The organism is Paenibacillus etheri (assembly GCF_001012825.1).
GTDB lineage: Bacteria > Bacillota > Bacilli > Paenibacillales > Paenibacillaceae > Paenibacillus_AQ > Paenibacillus_AQ etheri.
On record NZ_LCZJ02000026.1, the window covers coordinates 451,068 to 468,688 of the forward strand.

Annotated in this window: 7 protein-coding genes; 1 reads left to right on the plus strand and 6 read right to left on the minus strand. The window is 42.9% G+C overall.

The features are described 5' to 3' along the window. Positions 1-81: 81 nt before the first annotated feature. The 5 genes from UQ64_RS17150 to UQ64_RS17170 all read right to left on the minus strand — a co-directional run bounded on the left by UQ64_RS17150 (position 82) and on the right by UQ64_RS17170 (position 6,921). Positions 82-1,014 (minus strand): AraC family transcriptional regulator, encoded by a 933-nt coding sequence (locus UQ64_RS17150; RefSeq protein WP_060624651.1) that lies wholly within the window; start codon positions 1,012-1,014, stop codon positions 82-84. A gap of 165 nt (positions 1,015-1,179) precedes the next feature. After that, positions 1,180-3,138 carry a methyl-accepting chemotaxis protein gene (locus UQ64_RS17155; protein ID WP_245238046.1) on the minus strand — a complete coding sequence of 653 codons (1,959 nt, stop codon included), beginning with the start codon at positions 3,136-3,138 and terminating at the stop codon, positions 1,180-1,182. Between the two features lie 188 nt (positions 3,139-3,326). Beyond that, entirely contained in the window at positions 3,327-4,169 is an 843-nt protein-coding gene (locus UQ64_RS17160; RefSeq protein WP_042125831.1) for a sugar ABC transporter permease, read from the minus strand. Then, positions 4,166-5,479, minus strand: a complete 1,314-nt coding sequence (locus UQ64_RS17165; RefSeq protein WP_060624657.1) for a sugar ABC transporter permease — start codon at positions 5,477-5,479, stop codon at positions 4,166-4,168. Before UQ64_RS17165 ends, UQ64_RS17160 begins: the two co-directional genes overlap by 4 nt. 107 nt (positions 5,480-5,586) lie before the next feature. After that, complete coding sequence (locus UQ64_RS17170; RefSeq protein WP_060624659.1) at positions 5,587-6,921, minus strand: sugar ABC transporter substrate-binding protein; 1,335 nt, start codon at positions 6,919-6,921, stop codon at positions 5,587-5,589. Positions 6,922-7,845: 924 nt separating this feature from the next. Between UQ64_RS17170 and UQ64_RS17175 the strand changes: the two genes are divergently transcribed. Next, complete coding sequence (locus tag UQ64_RS17175; RefSeq protein WP_060624662.1) at positions 7,846-9,591, plus strand: alpha-glycosidase; 1,746 nt, start codon at positions 7,846-7,848, stop codon at positions 9,589-9,591. 89 nt (positions 9,592-9,680) lie between these two features. Here UQ64_RS17175 and UQ64_RS17180 read toward each other — a convergent pair whose 3' ends face one another. Then, positions 9,681-17,414: a pullulanase gene (locus UQ64_RS17180; protein WP_060624664.1), complete on the minus strand. Its 7,734-nt coding sequence runs from the start codon at positions 17,412-17,414 to the stop codon at positions 9,681-9,683. Positions 17,415-17,621: the final 207 nt, after the last annotated feature.

Below are 17,621 nucleotides of genomic sequence, written 5' to 3' on the forward strand. Positions count from 1 at the left end.
CCATTGTAGCAAGGGCGCTTAGGAAAGCGTAACCAATATCATGACCTCTTTTGAAGGAAGGTATCTAAAATCCTAACCTATCTATTGAAGATCCATCTCTTCGTAACTCCAGGAATGACGCTCAATGGAATTGCGATATTCTACGGGCGTGTTGTCTGTGTATTTTTTGAAGAGGAGATGAAAGTATTGCCTGCTGCTAATTCCTACATAATCGGCAATTTCAGCAATTGGAATATCACTCTGCCCCAGCAGCATCTTTGCTTTCTCCATTCGCAGCATATTCAAATAATCACTGACTGTCCGGCCTGTATGCAACTTAAAAATACGATGCAGATATCCGGGATGCAGATTGACTGCAGCAGCGATATCCTTAACCTGAATACTCTGGTCATAATTCTGATGAAGGAATTCGATACTCCGCCTAACATAGAGCTGTGAAGGCTGTTGGCTGGTATGAAGCTGATCCTGTCGCAAGCTAGATAATCGAAGCAGAAGCTCACAGAACAATAAGTCGACCATACTTCCACCTTTCCCGCCACTTTGATCAAGCTCCAGTACAAGTCCTTTTAGAACATGATAGATTTCCTCCGGATCAGACATGACTAGACTGGAAAAGGGGACCTGCAACCATTCAGCAAGGGCCTTTTCTTGCAGGGCAAGCTTGCCGATAGATGGAGCAACCCCTGTATATTCCATAAATCCAAACTCTACATTTAGCATTCGACAAGGCGATCCATTCTCGACAATCAGTCTGTGCGGTACATTTGCATCGAGTATGATCAATTCTCCCCGCTTTAACTTAAATCTCTCTTCTTCATCTGCTCTTGGACAGACATCCACGACACAACTTCCTGAGATCAAATACATGATTTCGGTTGAATTATGCTGATGGTAAGACATACTGTAATTGTTCCACTGTTTATAATAGTAAGCAAAAAAACGAGGACTATAATCCCCTTCAATTAATGCCTGCTGAAAAAGACTCCCACTAAGACTTAGATGCAAATTCGTCATTCGATCACTCCTTTCTTCTATTAAAATGTTAATCCAAGTGTATCTCCCAAACCACTTCTAAGACAAGAAGAGCTCCTTGAAGTCATTAAGTTAGAAAAAACGAGCAAAACTCCAATACACAGGAGAATTACTCGTTTTATTGTTTTTATTATTAAGATGTAATTCTCATACTTGAAAAGAAACCATAGATTGCTTAAGGTCTGCTGCTAAGCTCTCTAGCTTTTGCGATAAGGAAACTAGCTCCTCACTTACAGTAAATTGCTGTGAAGACATAGAAGCTACCTCCTGCGTCGAAGCCGTCGTCTGCTGCACAATGGAACTGACACTCGCCATGGATTCACCTAATTGACGCTGAAACTCTATCAGTTCATGAATAGAAGCAGAAGATTCACTAAGATGCCCCATGAAGTGTTCCATTTCCTCTTTGACACTTGCAAAGATCGTAGACGACTCACGTACGGAAGAAATCTGCTCACGGAACTTTGGAGCGGTCTCATTGATATCTTTAACCGTGTTCTCAATGTGTAGACCAATCTCTTCCGTAATCTTGGAGACCGATTGGATCGACTCATTCGATTGGTTAGCGAGCTGTCTGATTTCATCAGCAATCACTATAAAGCCTCTGCCTGCTGCACCGGCTCTTACCGCCTCTATAGTAGCATTTAGCGCCAAAATATTGGTCTGCTTATTCACAGCAATCATAGGACTAAGAATGCTGCGAATTAAATGAGTACTCTCTCTTAACTTATTTGAGTTCTCTTGTATTCGATTGAACATTTCCACCGTAGACTCACTCTGTTCTACTAGCAGCTTCATCAGCTCTGTACCTTGATCACTAACCTCAATAACTCGCTCCGCCGAAGCGTCCATTACTGTATTTAGTTCAGTTACTTCACTCATCTTACTGCCAATGATTTCGACATTAGAATGGCTTCTTTCTGCTTCGACAGCAAGGCTAGCTGCTCCAAGTGCAATCTCACCTGTAGCGGATGCAACCTCTCTGGCATGAAGTGAGGTTGTACCTGATGCTTTGACTAATTGTTCTGAAGTACCAAACACTTCATTCGCTGACATCTCACTCTGGCTAGCAAGCAGAGAAATTTGCTCCATCATTTTGTTAAAGCTATGCCCGAGCCGGCCAATCTCATCCTTACCCTTAAAATTTGTTCGTACACGAAGGTTTCCTCGCTCACCTTCTTCCATTAAGGTCGCCAGTTTACCTATTGGACGCCCAACCAAACGAACAAGAACATAGCCAATTAACAGGGCTATCACGGCAGCTGCAAGCACCACAGAGAACGTAATATAAAGAAGCTTGTCCGCCGACTTCGTAAAATCACTAACTGGTGCATATCCCATGAGTGTCCACTTAGCGGTCGTTAAAGGCTGATAAACGACAAGCTGAGGACTTCCCTTCTCATCGGCTGCTGTAAATGAATGATTCTTTTCTATATCTTGCTCTTCTGATACTTTTATGTAAGAGGGTTGACCCAGTTTAGCATTATCCGTACCATAAACAATGTCCCCATCTGTGTTCAAAATCCGAAACTGACCAGTAATTCCAATCTGAAGATTAGACAACATTTCAGTCATAGCCTTCCCTTTAACTTCAATAAGCATGTAATACTCCGCTTCAGGATGTACAAGATTGCGAAGCAATCTTCCCATGGTTAAAGACGGCTCAGTATAAGCATCAAAGAAGCCCTTCTCACGAACCGGAAACCATACTGGCTCTCCTTTAGCATCTTCAATTTGTTTCAGTCTCTCAGCAATACCTTCATCACTACGAAGACCACTAATACCTGCAGATTTATAAGATTCTGTTTCTTCCAAGCTCTTAGATACCAGTCTGACGCCATACATCCGCTCATCTGAACCTTTAACTAAGTCTAGCTTTCTGCGAATCCGATCTTCTGCAGCAACTTTAGCTACCGTTGTAAGTTCACCACTGTTTATTTTTTCCAAGTCACCTTTTAATGCGGAGTCGAGTGCAAATTGCCTAGAAAGCGATTCATATTCGGTTAGAACAAAATCCAGCTTGTCCGCTGCTTGAACTACAGACTGTGAGGAGGCCGCAGCAACCTCATCTGTAATGATATCTTTGGCAGCAAAATATGAAGTCAATCCTAGAACAGAGGATAAGAGCACTATGGAGCTGAAAAGAATAACGAACAATTTTATCCCAACTGATCTAAACTGTAGAGTCCATAGCTTTTTAATTATATTCACTCCCTATGATGGAAAAAGGGTACAGCCTTACATTTCTGTACAAAGGCTGTACCCTGTTCATTCTTTAGTATGAAGCGAAATGGTTACCCCTTACTAGCTCCTGCAGTCAATCCATCAACAAGCAGACGTTGCAAGAATACAAACAAAATCATAATCGGGATAGAGATCAGAACAGCACCAGCAGAGAACAAGGTAAAGTTAGTGTTCTGGTTCGTGTTAACCATATCCCACATTCCGACTGCGACGGTCCAGTTCTCCTTCGTCCGCAAAATAAGTCTGGCGAAAATGAAATCCACCCAAGGACCGACAAACTGAGTCAGTGCCATGTAAGTGATCATAGGGCGTGACAATGGAAGAATAACTCGCATAAATATTCCGAAATTGCTCGCCCCGTCGATTCGAGCTGCCTCATCCAAAGAACGAGGAATCGTGTCGAGGAAGCCTTTGGCGATAAAGGTTCCCCCAAGCGGCGCCCCAGCTGCATAAACGATAATCAAGGCAATATGTGTATCCAGCAAATTAAACTCCTTAAGGAGCATATAAATAGCAATCATACTCATAAAACCAGGGAACATACCAAGAATTAGAACGGTGGATAACGCTGTTTTACGCGCTTTAAACCGGAATCTGGATACAGCATAACTAGTTAACAAGGTAAGTACTACACCGATAAGCATGGAGAACACAGCTATTTTCAATGTATTAGCATACCAAGTTCCAAACATATAACTTGGTGATGTGAACAATTCTCTGTAGTGATCGAAGGTGAATTGCTCAGGGATAAATGATTTACTGTACAGTGATTTACCAGGCCGGAAAGAAGCAAATAGAATCCAGAGGGCCGGATAGAGGGCCGCTATCGACAAAGCAATCAAGATGATGTAACTACCACTTAAGCGAATAAAGTTCGCGATCTTTCTGCTCATTGGATCATATCCTCCTCTTTGAATGATTTCGTCCGGCGGTAATTGTACAGGGAGAATGATGCAACAATGACAAAGATAATAATCCCTATTGCCGAAGCCATGTTGTTTTTGTTCTGATCAAGTGTTAATTTGTATAGCCAGGTTACTAGCAAGTCCGTGGAACCGGCATATTGATAATCACCATTTACAGGACTACCACCTGTTAACAGGAAGATCGCATTAAAGTTGTTAATGTTACCTGCGAACTGCGTAATTAAAGTAGGCGCGGTGGAGAACAATACCATCGGTAGCGTAACAATACGGAACTTCTGATAACCTGATGCTCCATCCACTTCAGCTGCTTCATACATATCCCGAGGGATTGTAGTCAGTACACCCATTATAAGTAACATCGAGACTGGAATACCAACCCACATGTTAACAATAATTACGGTAACCTTAGCCCAGAATGGATCTGTCAGCCATGGTAAATTGCCCATTCCAAAATACCCAAGGTATTGGTTGATCGGACCGAATTGACCGTTAAATAGATTGCGCATAAGCAGCAAAGAGATTAACTGTGGTACTGCGTAAGGCACAATCAGAATAACTCTCCACATTCCTTTGAAACGAATACCCTTTTGGCTCACCAGTAAGGCTACCAATAGTCCTCCGAAATATGTAGTAATCGTTGAAAGAACTGCCCATATAATCGTCCACGTTAATACACCATAAAAAGTGTGGCTCCAGGTTTTGAGAACTAATAAATTACGGAAGGTCTGAAATCCAACCCAGTCAACCAATTTAGCGGGTGGAAGATGATCAGGTGCGGAATAGTTCGTAAACGCCAGCAGGATCATGAAGATGATTGGCATGATCGTAAAGAATAGAACACCAATACCCGGCAAGACCAAGAACGTCTGAGCGAACTTATAATCCAGTATATAGCGAACACTTTGTTTAAAGGTGTTTGCCTGAAGACCGTTATCGCGTTTCTCTCCAGTCTTATAAGCATCTTTAATGTTCAAATACCAAGCGAGGATTATGATGATAAGCATTAGAATGGTGATCAAGCTTTGAATCAAAATATAAATTGAGTGATCCCCAGCTACCATCTTAGCAATGCCTTTTACTTTTACCAACCGGCTAGGGTTTTCTCCTAGTGTAACAAAACCCCATAATGCAGTAGCAAGATTCTGAATAAAATAATAAACAGCGGCGGCTTCTACAACTAAAAACATGATTCCTTTGATGAATTGGCGGTTATATATTTGTCCCAATCCCATGAAAATCGTCGACAGTACTGCGGCCCTCGTGCGATGTCGCTGCATTTCGCTTCCGTTCTCCTCTCCGAGTGAAAATAAGAAGCTACCCTCCGCTAAACATGCGACGGGCAGCTTGATTCACTGTATGCTGTTAAGACTGTGATTTATGATCCTTATTGCGATGAACTGTTATTCAAATCTTTGATTTGTTGAACGGCTTTGTCCATTGCTGCTTTTGGATCTACATTCTTATCCCAAATTTCTGGAAGCGCTGCATTTACAGGGCTCCAAACGTTACCCATTTCAGGGATAGAAGGCATTGGTTGGGAACTCTTAGCTTGTGCTGCAAAAGCGGATACGAATGGATCGTCAACGATTTGTGGATCAAGAAGCGCTTCGTTGTTTGTAGGAACAGAACCGATTGTTTTGTTCAGTAACAATTGAGCGTCTTTGCTTGATGCAAAATGAGCGTACAATTTAGCAGCATTCGGATATTGAGTAAACGAGTTAACTGCGAAAATTTTGATACCAGAGAATGTAATGGCTGTTTTGCCATTTACTGTAGGGATCGGTGCGATACCAAGGTTATCTCCAAGAGCTGTTTTGTATCCTCCAAGCTCCCAAGGACCTGTGATATCCATCGCTACATCACCTGAGTTGAACAAGCTGCGTTTGATATCACTATTGATATCTCCGCTCTTAATTGGCAATGCTTCTTTCATTTTCACAAATTCTTTAAGGCCTGCAATCGCGCCATCGTTAGCAAGTCCGATATCTTCTTTATCAGTACCGTCCTTACCGAACAGATATCCACCATCGGAAGCGATAAACATGTAGTTGAAGTACAGGTTTCCTACTTCCCACATAATTCCGTATCTGTTCTTGGATTTATCCGTGAATGTTTTGCTGAAAGCAAGAACATCGTCGAAAGATTTAGGTGCTTCTTTAACGAGAGATTTATTGTAGAACAATGCATAAGTTTCTGCTGCTCTAGGGTAACCATACAATTCGCCTTCGTACGAAGATCCGATAATCGAAGCTTCAGTATTGCTAGCTTTTGTGTCTTCACCGAAGACATCGTTAGGAAGAACCAAGCTCGCACTTGCCGCTTTACCTAAGTTGTCGTGAGGAATAAGGACAACGTCTGCTGCTAATCCTGAAGGACCATCTTGTGTAAGTTTAGTTACTTGATCTGGTGGTGCCAACTCTTCAATCTTGACTGGGACGTTATATTTCGCTGTGAACTGCTTAGCAATTTCATCTGCGAATGGTCTTTCTTCCTTACTTTCCCATACAACTAGAGTCGCTCCATCTTCAGGTACAATCTCTTCTGTTGCTGCTGCATCTGTGGTCTCTGGCGCAGCAGTCTCTGTAGTGTTGTTAGCAGCATTAGTAGCTTTTGCTGCATTGTTCCCCCCGGCATTCCCATTGTTGTTCGAACCACAAGCTGTAACGGACAGTGCCATAGAGACAGCAGCGGTGATAACCATCACTTTTTTCAACTTCATTACTTTAACCCCTCCCAATTTTAAAAAGCATAAGATGATAAAATAGTAGAGCAGAAATTTGCGCAAACGATTTCAGAAAAGCTAAAAAAAAAGTTATTCTTTTAGCTCGCTCCTTCTAGAGCTGCATTCCGCAGTGCAAGAAAGCGCTTCATTCATGAATACATCATACAACAGTATCGTTTGTTTTTAAAAACGTTTGCACATACCATATTTGATCATTTTCCATTAATTGATAAACACTATAGGCGTTTATCTCCATTTTTCACATGATATCTTTTAATTAATCGATTATTCATGTGTTTAAAAATGGAATTGCTATTTTATTTGCCCCTTATATGCCACAAATTCACTTTTCCAATAGATTTACAATTATCGGGCAGTAGAAATACACATATACTCAAGTGAAAATTTGTGCAATGGTTTGAACAAGAGTATTGAAAGCCCTTTTGTTCCATGCTATAATCCAAATCGTTAAGAGGCTACCCAATATGAATCATTGCATCTATTGTCTGCCTCCTGTTCTATATAATTAAAAGGCAATGTTACTTATGAAAGGTACAACCTCGGACAAGCTACTTCGCGGCGGTTGTGCCTCTTTGTTATGTGCAAGTTTGTCTCATCATTTGCGCATGTTGCATAAAAAACTGTGCAACCAATAACAATAGCGACTTTCTAACACCTACGTGCTGTCGTGAATTGTTCGAGGAAGTATTGCTTACCACACTAAGCGTATGCTTTTGAGGTAGTTTTGCCGAAGCTGATCAGGGATGTATCGCTTACAAAACTAAGCGTATGCTCTTGAGGTAGTTTTGCCGAAGCTGATCAGGGATGTATCGCTTACAAAACTAAGCGTATGCTTTCGATGTAGTTTTGCCGAAGCTGATCAGGGATGTATCGCTTACAAAACTTTAGGAGGACTTATTCATGTTACTGGAAGCTGTGTACCATCGCCCGCGGTTAAATTGGTCTTACGCCTATAATGAGAGCACCATTCACTTGCGTCTCCGCGCTAAAAAAGGAGATTTAACAGAAGTATTTGCTTTTGCAGGAGATAAATACACTTGGGATACCACAAAAGAGCTAATTCCCATGACCCTCTTCACCTCTGATGCTATGTTCGATTATTGGGAATGTGCCTCTGTTCCCATCTATCGTAGATTGAAATACGGATTCTTACTGCAAAAGGATAACGAGAGAATTTGGATGACCGAAAATGATTTTCAAACGAACCGGCCAGAAAATCCAAACAAGCTTTTCGAGTTCCCATTTATTAACCCGGTTGATGTATTCACTCCACCTGCCTGGGTAAAGGACGCTGTTTTCTATCAGATCTTCCCTGAACGTTTTGCAAATGGCGACCCTAGTCTTGATCCAAAAGATGTTCAGCCATGGGGAGCAGAGCCAACACCAACCAACTTTTTTGGCGGCGACCTGCAAGGAGTTATTGATCATCTGGATCATCTTAACGAGCTTGGCATCAATGCTATTTATTTCACACCACTCTTCACAGCAACTACTAATCATAAATACGATACAGAAGATTACATGAAAGTTGACCCGCATTTCGGGGATATTGCAACGTTAAAAAAACTCGTCGACCTCTGCCACAAACGTGGAATTCGTGTGCTGTTAGACGCTGTATTCAACCACTCTGGTGGAACCTTCGCTCCGTTTTTGGATGTTCAGGAAAAAGGAGAAGACTCCATTTACAAAGACTGGTTCCATATTCGTAAGTTTCCACTTCAAGTTGTAAACGGTATTCCTACTTATGATACTTTTGCCTTTGAAGCACATATGCCAAAGCTTAATACCGAGCATCCTGAAGTTAAAGCTTACTTACTGAAGGTCGCAGAATTCTGGATCACAGAAGTAGGAATCGACGGTTGGCGTCTCGACGTGGCCAATGAAGTGGATCATGATTTCTGGCGTGAATTCCGCAAGGTGGTGAAACGAGCAAATCCTGAGGCCTACATCCTTGGAGAAATTTGGCATGAATCTGCTCCGTGGCTCGAGGGTGATAAATTTGATGCTGTCATGAACTATCCCTTCACTGATGCCGTCCTAGACTTCTTTGTTCATGGTAGCCTTGATGCAGAAGGGTTTGCCAACTCTATTGGCAGACAGTTATCGCGCTACCCACTGCAAGCAAGTGAAGTTGCTTTCAATCTGTTGGATAGTCATGACACTCCACGCTTACTTACGCTGGCTGCGGGGGACAAGAATAAAATGCGATTAGCTGCACTATTCCAGTTCACCTTTATGGGTACTCCTTGTATCTATTATGGCGACGAGTTCGGAATGGACGGTGAGGGTGACCCAGGTTGTCGTAAATGCATGGAGTGGAACCCTGAGAAGCAGGATCGTGATCTGTTCGAATTCTATCGTCAGCTCATTCAAATACGCAATGATCAACCAGCACTTCGTACGGGGACATTTACCTTCTTGGAGGCAGGTCAACAAGGCAGTAAGATAGCCTATGAGCGCCGATTGGATCTCCAGACTATAGTTGTACTGATCAACAGCGAAGAGACCGCTCAGACGTTCCGTATTGACGTTGACGAACGAAATTGGGAGAACTTATTCACTGGCGATACAGTACGCACAGAACGTGGCAAGCTGATCGTGAAGATGCCTGCTTATGGTTTCGCTATACTTAAGGCAATCGTTTAGTTACAAACACTTCGGTCGTATAAAACATAACAAAACAGGGTATCTCACTAGCTATGATAGCTGTGGGATACCCTGTTTTCTATTTGAGCTTACTTGCTTAGAAGCGTATAAATAACTTGTGCACTTTCGGCGCGAGTCATCCATCCTTTTGGAGCAAATTGATTGTTCTCTCTGCCTTGCAGAAGCCCTAGACCTGCTGCAGTCTTCACGTAGCTATCTGCCCACTTGCTAATGCTAGATGCATCTGCAAATGTCGTGACACCCACTGCTGGTTCGATCTTCTTACCAGACTTCACTTCAAGCGCACGGATCACCATGATAGCCATTTCCTCACGGGTAATGGAAGCATTCGGTGCAAAGGTATCATTGCTTCGACCACTAACAATGCCCAGCTTAGAAGCTGTTGCTACGTATGATGAATACCATGCATCTGACTTGATATCAGTAAATTGAACCGGCCCTTCCGCATTTAAACCAAGTGCACGAACTAGTAATGCGGTAAATTCTGCACGACTAACATTGCTCTTCGGATTAAATTCGGTTGTTGTAACGCCTGAAACAATTTGTTTTGCGGCAAGAGACTGAATGGCATGGAATGCCCAATAAGTAGTCGGAACATCTTTAAACGACTTCACAATCTCAAGTACAGCATACTTACTAAAGTGTGTGACCTGTTCAGATATCACGTCTCCATTCAGCTGTCCACCTACATACTCAAGCTCGCCATTATCGCCTAAATAGTAGATCCCCAATAGATCTTTATTCGATTGAGCATTAATCTTAAACGATATCGTAATCGGCTCATCGAACTTCTTAACTACAATCCTGGTACCATCTTTCTTTAGAATGCTTAGCCTCAATTCAAACACATCGGATAGCGAAGTTACGGTCCCCACCTCTTTGTTTAAACCATCGATTAATGCTTTTGTAGCAGACTGGATCAATGGTCTCAGCTCCAACAAGATCTGAGAACCTTCCGCGTCCATGCCTGAAGCTAAACTTGGAATTGTGCTTAACAGTTTGTTAGGGATTGCAACTAACAGATCCCCCAATTTAAACACTAGATCATTAGATCCCAACGTTTTAGCAGCTTGCAACGGTAACAGCACCGCAGTCTTACCTGCAACAATAACAATTTCTACCTTACCCTCTTTCACGTTCTTTAAGCTATCCTCACTAACAACTTGAGCATTGGAAGGAGTTGTTGGGCTAACAGCAACTGGTTCATAAGTTGTTTCTGGCGACGGTGTTGCTGTTGGCGTTGCTTCTGGTGTCACCGTTGGTGTCGGTGTTGGTGTCGGTGTCGGTGTCGGTGTCGGTGTCGGTGTCGGTGTTGGTGTCGGTGTTGGTGTCGGTGTCGGTGTCGGTGTCGGTGTTGGTGTCGGTGTCGGTGTCGGTGTTGGTGTCGGTGTTGGTGTTGGTGTCGGTGTCGGTGTCGGTGTCGGTGTTACATCCGATACTTCTGCTAGGATGACCGTCCCCCCATCATCTCTACCTGGCAGATCAATAATTACTTGTTGATCTTCGGATACCGTGTATGTTTTACCGCTGTACTCATCCTTTACAGACAAATTGGCAGCAAACGGTACTGGAATCGTTGCGGTGACCTCACTAGTCTTAGTGTTGATAACCGTTACGATGTTCTCATCTTCGTAAGTTTTGTTGAAAGCCAAATAACCTAAATCATCTGAACCTGCCAGCTTCGTGCGCGTACCCTTTGAATACACTTTGGAGTATTTTGCACGGATATTCAACAGCTTCTGATAATGATCATGAAGTGGCTTCTCTGCAGTCAACTGATCCCATGGCATATCTTTACGGTTCTCACTGAACTCACCTTTAGACATGTCTCCTGCATTTTTGCCCGTTTTCCCCAGTTCTTCTCCGTAGTAAATAACTGGCTGTCCCTTGGCTGTGATTTGCAGAGCGGCTGCGATTTTCAGCTTGCCTTTGTCTCCATCCACATAATTGGACAAAAAGCCATCCTCATCATGACTGCTCAGGAATTGAGCCATCATCTTCGTGTTATCAATCTTTAACTCTCGTTCCTGCAAATAGGAATCAACACTGTTAACTTTACCATCAGTAAAGTCTTTCGCTGCATCATTAAATCCAAAATCAAGCAGACCGTCCATTTGACTTGTTCCTAGCATTCCACCATTGCTATCAATGGTTCCGCCATAATATTCACCGGTCATTTTGAAGTTTGGATCAATTGCAGTCAGTGCATTTTTAAAAGCTTTCCAAGTCGTATCCTCTACATGTTTGACTGTATCCACACGGAAATAGTCAATCGTATCTCCACGTTCCGTCCGAGCGTTATCTAACCACCCTGTTTGCCAAGCGATAATTTTTTCACGAACGGCTGGATCTTCCGTTTTGAAATCCGGCAAGCCTGCAAGCTCACCTTTGATTGGATCGGTATCCGCTGATACACCATCCGTACGAAGCATCCCTTCAAAACGTGCTTTATCCTCAGCTGAAATTGTTGGATCGGTATCCCCAGCCTTTAGACCGTAACCCGTATGATTGAGTACAACATCAACCATGATCTTGATGCCTTTGTCATGTGCCTTCTCGATCAGCTCCTTGAAGGTATCCATGTCACCAAGATGCTCGTCGAGCTTTGTAAAGTTCTTGGCCCAATAGCCATGATATCCGTATTGTTTGAAGCCATCTCCTTTATTAAAATCAATATTATCTACAATTGGCGTAATCCATAGTGTGTTAATACCCAGTTCCTGCAAATAATCGAGATTGTTGATCATTCCTCGGAAATCACCACCATGGTATGCTTCCAGTTGATCTTTATCGACATTCTCATTATTCGTTGGATCTCCGTCTTTAAAGCGGTCTGTAAGCGCGAAGTATATACGAGCCTCATCCCAATCAAAATCGAGCTTATCACCTGTGTAGGTTCTCGCTTTTACCTCGAGTTTAGCATTTTCCTTATGTGCATTCCCGTACTGGTCCACGAGCGTAATCGGAATATTCTTGATCCCCGCTGATACCGTGTCCTTCACAGCAACCGTCTGTTTCATCAGCTCCGTATCCAGCTTAACTTTGCTTGGTCCCCCAAGATTGGTTAAATCCATGTATGCATCAGAATATGTTACATTTTCCGACGAGGATGCGTTGATGGTTACAACCGCATTCTGATTAGATGTCACTGCTTCCGGACTTACGGAAGTCGTAATCGTAATAACTGGAAGATGATAATCAATAACTGATTCATTATTCACCGTATTCTTAGGATCCGTTAATTCAGTAGTAACACCTTCCTTCGTGATCAAGAACGTATACTTATACGTGCCTTCTACTAGATCGGTCAGCGTGTAGGTGAACCACTCATTAGCGGAATCGTAAGTCATTGTGTACGAAGTACCATTCACTTTTACTTTAGCAGCCGTGATCGCATCCATATTTCCATTACGGAACAAGGCATCATCGCGGTATCTAAAAGTAATCGTTCCATCTTTTAGAATTGGGCCGCTAATACTTGGCTTGATTTCAAACTCCTTCACCCCGCTAGTTACGTTCACTTTAGTGAACCCTTCACCCGGTGTCAGCGGAATGATACGGTCATCCCCGAAGGGGTCCTTAATCGACCAATCAGTACCTTTACGAATGACGAATCCTACACTTGTCGCATTCTCAGCAACTTCAATCAGAACACTCGCTGTGCCATTCTTAAAGGTAGTAAAATCAATCTGGTCATTTTTAGCACCCGTATTCCAGACCCAGATATTCCAATCCTTATAGTCATTGTCGCTACGAGTATAAGTGAATTGGACATATCGCTTATCTGTAACTTTAACGGTGACGGTTGTAGTAATACCCTCATACGTGATGGTAATAGTCGCCGTTCCTAGCCCAACCGCTTTGACTAGACCTTTATCAGTTATAGTAGCCACTTCGGGTTTATTGGAGCTGTAAGTTGCCTTCTGAGTAACATTACTTCTGCTGTTGTCATCGTACTTCGCAAAAACAGAAGTTTGATGCGTATTGCCCGCTGCCAGCGTGTAGCTTGCACTATCTGTTTCCAGGGAGGTAAGCGTTACTGGCGTAGCATCCTTTTTGATAATTACAGCAGTCAAAGGATCTAGTTTGATTGAATTAGCATTTAAAATGAAACCACTCTGTTGACCAACCGGAATCGCAGTAACACCAGCTTCATCATTGTCGACAAGCACCTGACCACTCGTCAAATCCTCTGATAAGGTTAGTGTTCTAGCTGTGCTATCTCCATTCATGAAGACATAATAGATGCCAGTACCATCTGTCGCTTTGTTTGAATAGCCGATGACAAGATCATCAGTCTTCATTTCTGGAGCAGGAATTAGGTTAACATTGGAATCAACCAGATCCTTGTCTCCCAATCGGAATGCATCCGTAGACTTTCTTAATTCCATCAGACCGGACGTATATTTTCTTGTCGTGTTCTGTACTGGAAATTGTGATTCATCCGTTGCTTTGGTCCAATCAAACATGTTAACCGCATCCGATGAGTCGTAAGAATCATGAATGAAATATCCGAATGATTTGCCTTCACTATCAAACATTTCAGTGTATTTATCCTGAGGAACCGTGGTTCCATTCCACTGCTTGGTACGCCCATACTCCTGGCCCGCATGAATGAAGGCTGTTCCTTGAGATGTTAGAACAAGCATGTTTCCAAGTCTAATCCGTTTCTGGATTTCAAGCTCATTATCTGCAATTGCAGGATCTTTCTTGATCGTTTGTGCAATAACATCGTGCAGCGTCAGGTTGTCATGAGCTTCGATGTACGGAACGATATCACCTGGATCATCTGCAGGCGTATTTGATGGCTCCGCTTTAATATTTTTAAAGATTGTCGCTATTGGACGCGCTCCGCCCGTAATAAATCTAGGTTGACCTTCAGAACCATAACCAGATTTCAATTCATTACGGAATTCATCAGAGAAAACACCGACGCTATCCGTTTTATCCATCCAGTCCTGATCAGCACCTTTTCCAGCAAGGGAAGGATCGGCTGCGGCGCCACCGAATGTTCTCCAGCCTTCACCGATAAAGAGAGCCTTTGGATTTATTTCTGCCGCGGCGTCATAAGCATGCTGCACAGCCTCTGCTGTCGCATCGCCCATCATATCCCAGCGCATTCCATCAATCTTGTACTCTTCAAACCAGTATTTCACAGAATCTACCATCAGCTTCTCAGCCATTTTATGGTTGGTGGCCAGATTGTTTCCGAAACCTCCGATAAAGTTACCGTTTGCATCTTGGAACGCATAGTAATTAGGTACGATGTCGTTTAGGAATTCTTTTTTAGACATGTGTGTGTACACCACATCCAGAATGACACCCATTCCAGCTTCATGTGCGGCGTCAATCAAACCTTTTAATTCTTTAATCCGCTCTTCAGGATCGGCAGGATTCTGAGAATAAGCACCGTCTGGAGAGAAATAGTTGTGAGGATCATAGCCCCAGTTGAATTGATTATTTTTAGCGGAATAGTCTGTCTCTCTAGTCCCCATCTTCGTCTCATCCCCGTAATACCAAGCCATTACAGGAAGTAATTGAATATGAGTTACACCGAGAGATTTAAGATAATCGAGCTTCTTTTCAAAGGCGCTATAAGAGCCCCATCTTTCACCACTCAGACTATCTTCGATCGATACATCGGATGTAAAGTCTCTGACGTGAACTTCGTATACAATAGCGTCCTCGCGTTTTTCGTAGCCTTTAATATCAGCATAACCAAAGGTATCCGGGTTCGTCTGGCTTAAATCAACGATAGCCGCTTTACCGACTGTATCCCCGCCAGCACCAGCAGTACCTGTGGTATCCACAGTAAATACCGCCATTGATTTAGCATAAGGATCAAGGACCTTATTGGTTACACCGTCATTCGTCACTTCATATTGATAAAAGAATCCTCTTACATCGGTTGCATTAGTTTTTGTTAGATCAGTCGGCTTCAAATTGACCGACCAGACCCCTTGCTCACCGCTCGTTAAGTCAACACTACCCACGAGCACGTTGGAGTCATTCTTATCGTACACATTGACGACAACCGAGCTAGCTTTAGGTGCCCACAATTTCAACGTGGCTGTTTTGTCAGCGTTATACGTAGCCCCTAGGTCATCTCCTGTATAATTGTACATTTCATCAAGCATTCTCCAACCACTAACAGCTGAGACCGTTTTTCCTGAGTAAGTAACGCTAAGCGGAATTTTATTCATATCAAAGTCTTTTGTATCGACTTCAATTGAAGTTTTGCTTGTTATGGTTACAGCAGACACAGGTATGGCAACACCGTCTTTATCTTTAACGGTAATCTCATTCTTTAATACTGCTTCATCCAAGCCGTCGGTTAACGTGAAGCCTAGAAGGATTTTGCTCGTCGATAACACTTCTGCGGAAACTAAACCGATAGGCGTTTCACCAAACGGAGAAACATACACATTGTTGTCTCCTTCTTTAACCCATAGCTGATTATAACGATCTAACAGGCTGAAGGTTTTATTGTCCCCATCTTTATCTCCGTTCGAAGGCTTCATTACAATAAAGCTGATTTTCTTGGCACCCTCTATGAGTGGAACATCGACATAAGCACCGAAATTATCCTTTTGATCCACTTTGAAAGGAGTCGCAGGAGTCGGCCAAGAACCAAGTGTATCCGAAGGTGTGGACACGTCATCCCACAGCCATAATCCATACTGATCATGATTAGTATCAGATCTCATATAGTGGATCCGAACAGTATTTGCCGGAAGCTTAACCGGTTCATAAGGCGTAGCTACATCAGAGCCTTCTGTGATCCATACTTCATTAGTTTGTGGAGTACTAATCGAGAAGTTCTTGTCTCCTCCGTCTTTCTCCCCACTTGCACGCTTAAGCGCGATGAATGAGATCTTCTGAGCTCCATCCTTAATCGGCACATCAACATATGCTCCATAGGAATCCATTTGTCCATCAGGAAAAGGAGTCGCACCCATAGCCCAATCAACAGAAGGGCTTACAACATCACCCCATAGCCACAATCCCTTATCAGAGTAATCACTAGCTTTGTAGTGAACACGAATATGCCCTGCTGGAACAGGTGTAACCTCTACAGGTCCCGAAGGAATTTTATATTCTGCAGTTACACTATGATCTCCAGTGTTGTACTTGAAGGTTACCTGAAGATCTACCGGTAGGTTCAACATTAGATCGCTTTCTGGATAAGATATATCCTCTGCTTCTGTGGCTCCCGGAACGGAAACCTTGTATGTGTAATCTCCCTGCGGCACACTAACAACCGTACTGTACACTCCATCAAAATCAGGATCTGATAACGTGGACAATGCCTCTGCTGGCAGGTTTCCTGTCAATCTTGGCAGCTTATCCGCAGCAATTGGAGAGTAGTACGTAGAATCAGCTATTTTATGAGTAGTGTCATTATAATAAAAGGTTACAGCCGTTTCTGTTTCTAGCTTTATGTGGATATCGCCTTTATTATTAACTCCATTAGGATTGGTATAACTACCGTAACCGTAACTCTCGTCAAAGCTATCGTTCAGAGCAATCTTATAGTTATATTCTCCCGCTGGCAGAGTCCCGGTAAAAGAATATAGACCATTATCTGAGTAGGTCATTTGGGTGACTACTGATTTCTCATCCCAATCCTTACCGGGATTTTCCGCCCCACCGGGTGTTAACTCTGACTGCAAATCACCGACTAAAACCACCTTTGTCGTTTCTGCAGAAACACTAGCTGGGTGTAATCCAAGACTGGAGAACACGAGAGCAACGATCATGAAGATCGCGAACGTCCTCTTACCCCATAAAGTTATTTTCATTCTGTAAAACCTCCCATGATTATGAAATTACCTTTGTGCAAGCGGATACATAACTTCTCGAACCCCGCCAATTATTTTGAGGTTATGAAATCATGCGTCTTCCTTCTATAGTTGGAGAAGGTCTATGTGTACGGCTCGTCAAACCGGATTAACGGCACCACCATCCTTATCAAAGTAAACGATCAACAAAAAAACATAAAATCTGTG

What these genes read in the sequence shown, in the direction of transcription:
- UQ64_RS17165 (WP_060624657.1), bottom strand. Translation starts at nt 5,479, where the DNA reads ATGCAGCGACATCGCACGAGGGCCGCAGTACTGTCGACGATTTTCATG.
- UQ64_RS17150 (WP_060624651.1), bottom strand. Translation starts at nt 1,014, where the DNA reads ATGACGAATTTGCATCTAAGTCTTAGTGGGAGTCTTTTTCAGCAGGCA.
- UQ64_RS17180 (WP_060624664.1), bottom strand. Translation starts at nt 17,414, where the DNA reads ATGAAAATAACTTTATGGGGTAAGAGGACGTTCGCGATCTTCATGATC.
- UQ64_RS17160 (WP_042125831.1), bottom strand. Translation starts at nt 4,169, where the DNA reads ATGAGCAGAAAGATCGCGAACTTTATTCGCTTAAGTGGTAGTTACATC.
- UQ64_RS17170 (WP_060624659.1), bottom strand. Translation starts at nt 6,921, where the DNA reads ATGAAGTTGAAAAAAGTGATGGTTATCACCGCTGCTGTCTCTATGGCA.
- UQ64_RS17175 (WP_060624662.1), top strand. Translation starts at nt 7,846, where the DNA reads ATGTTACTGGAAGCTGTGTACCATCGCCCGCGGTTAAATTGGTCTTAC.